This is a genomic window from Pseudonocardia sp. SID8383 (assembly GCF_009864975.1).
Classification (GTDB): domain Bacteria; phylum Actinomycetota; class Actinomycetes; order Mycobacteriales; family Pseudonocardiaceae; genus Pseudonocardia; species Pseudonocardia alni.
Genome location: NZ_WWFY01000526.1, coordinates 1 through 3,412 on the forward strand (window position 1 = coordinate 1; position 3,412 = coordinate 3,412).

3 protein-coding genes are annotated in these 3,412 nt (G+C 76.3%); all 3 read right to left on the minus strand.

Features of this window, described 5'->3' with window-relative positions; all coding sequences use genetic code 11:
• Positions 1 to 564: 564 nt before the first annotated feature.
• Positions 565 to 1,362 carry a molybdenum storage protein subunit alpha gene (locus GTW08_RS13065; protein ID WP_073574575.1) on the minus strand — a complete coding sequence of 266 codons (798 nt, stop codon included), beginning with the start codon at positions 1,360 to 1,362 and terminating at the stop codon, positions 565 to 567.
• Positions 1,359 to 2,186 (minus strand): uridine kinase, encoded by an 828-nt coding sequence (locus GTW08_RS13070; protein WP_073574574.1) that lies wholly within the window; start codon positions 2,184 to 2,186, stop codon positions 1,359 to 1,361. Before GTW08_RS13070 ends, GTW08_RS13065 begins: the two co-directional genes overlap by 4 nt.
• Before the next feature lie 457 nt (positions 2,187 to 2,643).
• The coding region (locus GTW08_RS13075) for an ABC transporter ATP-binding protein (RefSeq protein WP_202417114.1) at positions 2,644 to 3,412 on the minus strand (769 nt) is incomplete at its 5' end.

Here is a 3,412-nt window from a genome sequence, read left to right on the forward strand (position 1 = left end):
GCCCGACCCCGCCCCGGCGCCGCCCGGGCTGCGCTCGCCGGCTCCCGGCCGCGCCGACCTCGATCAGTACCTCAGCGCTGTCCCCCCCGTCACGCGACCGCCCTGAAGTACTGATCGATCGCCGGACTCGGGTCCGAGGGAGTGGGCGAACGCCCGGAGGTCGTCGAGGAGCGGCTCGGTGAGCGGGGCCCAGGAGGTCGAGGACGTCCGCCGGGGTGGACGGCCAGCCGTGCACCGGCAGCAGCGGTACGGCGTCGGACCGCGTCGAGCGGCGGACCAGCGCGTGCACCCCGGCGTGGTCGGGGGTGTCGACGACGACGGAGTCCGCGGCCGGCCGCTCCTCCACCGCCCGTCAGTCGACGTGGTGCCGCCAGTGGTCGGCGAGCGCGCGCAGATGGTCGGGCGGGACGCCGGAGGACCACCCGGCGCCGGACGGTACGTCGGGCCGGCGGTGTCGTCGAGTCGGGCGTGCAGGCGGTCGATCTCCGCCTGCGGGACGGGGAACGGGTTCGGCGCCACGACACGACCGTGGCACCGGACCCGGACGGATCCCGTCCTCGGAGGTCAGGCCGAGACGACGGTCCCGATGTGCTCCCCGGCCAGGGCCTTCGTCAGGTTCCCGGCGACGGTCCCGTCGACGATCTGCACCGACCGGACGTGCCGGGCGCGCTGCAGCGTGCGCAGCGCCTCCCGGTCGATCGGCAGGGTCCGGGCGGCGTCGGCGAGCAGGTCGGCCGCGGACGCCTCGCGCAGCACGGTGTCCCCGTCGAGCACGCCGCCGACGTCGCGGACGTAGGTCAGCGAGGCCGCGCCCCACGCGTCGGCCAGCAGCAGCGCGCCGGTGTCGGTGCGGTGTGCCGGGATCTTCCCGGCCGCCGTCGGCAGCTCGTGCACGCCGTAGGGCGGATAGCCGTTGGTGACGGCGGCGTTCGACGCGGCCAGGTGCACCGGCAGCTGGTGGGCGACGGTGTCGTGCCCGAGGTAGGCGACGCCCTGCTCGGCGAGCAGCGCGGCGACCAGGTGCCCGTTCTGCTCGGCCTCACGGCCGGCGATCTCGGCGAGCGCACCGGTCGGCAGGCCCAGGTCGAGGCCGACGCCGAGCGCGTGCCGGGCACGGACCCCGGCACCGGTGGCGATCAGCAGCGGGTCGCCGGAGATCGCGGCGCGCAGCTCCTCGACGAGCGGCAGCAGCACGTCGCGGCCGCGGTCGACGATCGAGCGGCCGCCGAGCACGACCACGCGCAGGCGGGGCAGCATCCGGATGACCGGCTGCTGCTGGTCGACGGGACGGACCTGCTCGCGGTCGAGCAGGGTCTGGCGGGCCAGCGGGGACTCGACGTCCTTGGGGTGGGTGGTGCTCATCGGGCGTCTCCCGCGGTGATGATCGTGCCCACGTGCTCGCCGGCGAGCGCGCGGGTGAGGTTGCCGGGCTTGAGACCGTTGACGATCTGGATCGAGCGGACGTGCGTCGCGTGCCGCATGAGCTCCAGCACCGGGCGCTCGACGATCAGGTCGGGCAGGTCCCGCTCGACGAGCTCGTCGACGGTGATCTCGGGGATCAGGGTCGCCGACGGGTCGTTCTTCGGGTTCGCGGTGTAGAGACCGTCCTCGTCCTTGACGAAGATCATGTTCTTGCAGCCGTAGGTCTCGGCGACCAGGTAGCAGCCGGCGTCGGTGCGGTAGGGCGGGATGACGCCCTCGTCGGGCAGCGGCTGCCACATGGCGTACGGCGGCATGCCGGCGAAGATCGCAGCGCGGACCTCGGACAGCGACAGCGGCAGCGCGTCGAACCCGCCCCCGGCGACGACCGGCACCCCGTGCCGGGCCATCAGGTAGCCGAGCATCGTGGCGTTCTGCCCGGCGACGGCGCTGCCGACCGAGCTGAGCACACCGGTGGGCAGGCCGAGCCCGGCGGCCAGGGAGTACGCGTGCCGGGCACGGGTGCCGCCGCCGGTGCCGATCAGCAGCCGGTGCGCGGACCGGGCCTCCAACAGCTCCTCGACCAGCGGGAACACCGCCTCGCGGCCGCGGTCCATGAAGCTCTGCCCGCCGACCTTGACCACGGACACGTCGGGCAGGACCCGGATGTCGGGGGTCCGCTCGGTGGCCGCGGCGAGCTCCGGGTCGTCGAGCGACCGGGTCAGCAGCAGCGACTCGAGCTCGGCCGCGCTCGCGGCGTGCGTCATCGCATCTCCTCGTGTTCCGATGCGCGCACCCGGACGGGCGGCGCGTCCGGCGCGAACCTAGCGACTCCGGGTCGCGTCGTGCCCGACGAAGCCACGGACACCCCGGCCGGGCTGCGGTACCGGGACCGGGCGCCGCGCCGTCGGCGCGGCCGGTCGTGCACGACCGGCCCGCATCCGCCGGTCACGACCCCATCCGAGTGATCCGCACCACTGTCCGGCGTCCGTTCCGCAGCTCCGACTCATCCCGCGCTCCGGCCCCGCACCCGCGGCACACGCGCGGCGTCGCACAGGTTCCGGTCCCGCCGCCCATGTCCGGAGGTGTGCGGTGCGGTCGGACCCCGTGCGGCGCGGGTCCGGTGGGGCGGCGGCCGCCCGCCGTCGGACCGGGTACCTCCCGGGCGGCCGGGAGCGGTGGCGCCGGCGGCGCGGCCGGGTGCGGGGGGGGGCGCGGACGCGGTCACCCTGGGGTGCGGAGGCGGAAGGTGCCGGTGGGCGCGTCGAAGGCCAGCTCGTCGGTGTCGAACGCCGCCCCCACCGCCCCGGAGGCTGCCAGCTCACCGGGCGTCCCCGTGTGCAGCGCGCCCGCGCCGTCGAGCAGCCAGGCCCGGTCCGCCAGACGCAGTGCCGGCTCCAGGTCGTGGGTGGACAACAGCACCGCGAGGTCCTGCTCCCCCGCCAGCCGGCGCAGCGTCCCGAGCAGCGCGACCCGGGAGGAGACGTCGAGGAACGCGCTCGGCTCGTCGAGCAGCAGCAGCGAGGGCTGCTGGGCCAGTGCGCGGGCGACCATCATCCGCTGCCGCTCGCCGTCGGACATCCGGGCCAGCGGGCGTCCGGCCAGCGGGCCGGCGCGGACCGCGTCGATCGCGGCGTCGACGGCGGCCTCGTCGCCGGCGGTGAGCACGCCGGTGGCGCCGGTGTGCGGCAGCCGCCCCAGCTCGACGACGTCGCGGCCGGTCAGCTGCCCCGGGTCCGGCCGGTCGGTCAGCACCACCCCGACCCGGCGGGACCGCTCCGGTGCGCGCAGCCCGAGCAGGTCGGTGCCGTCGAGGGTGACCGTGCCGCCCAGCGCGGGCAGCAGCCCGGCGAGGGTCCGCAGCAGGGTGGACTTGCCCGCGCCGTTCGCCCCGAGCAGCACGGTCAGCTCGCCCCGTGCGGCGACGGCGTCCACCCCGGACAGCACCGGGCGCACCCGGCCGCGGCGCAGCGCCCCGCCCTCGGCGTACCCG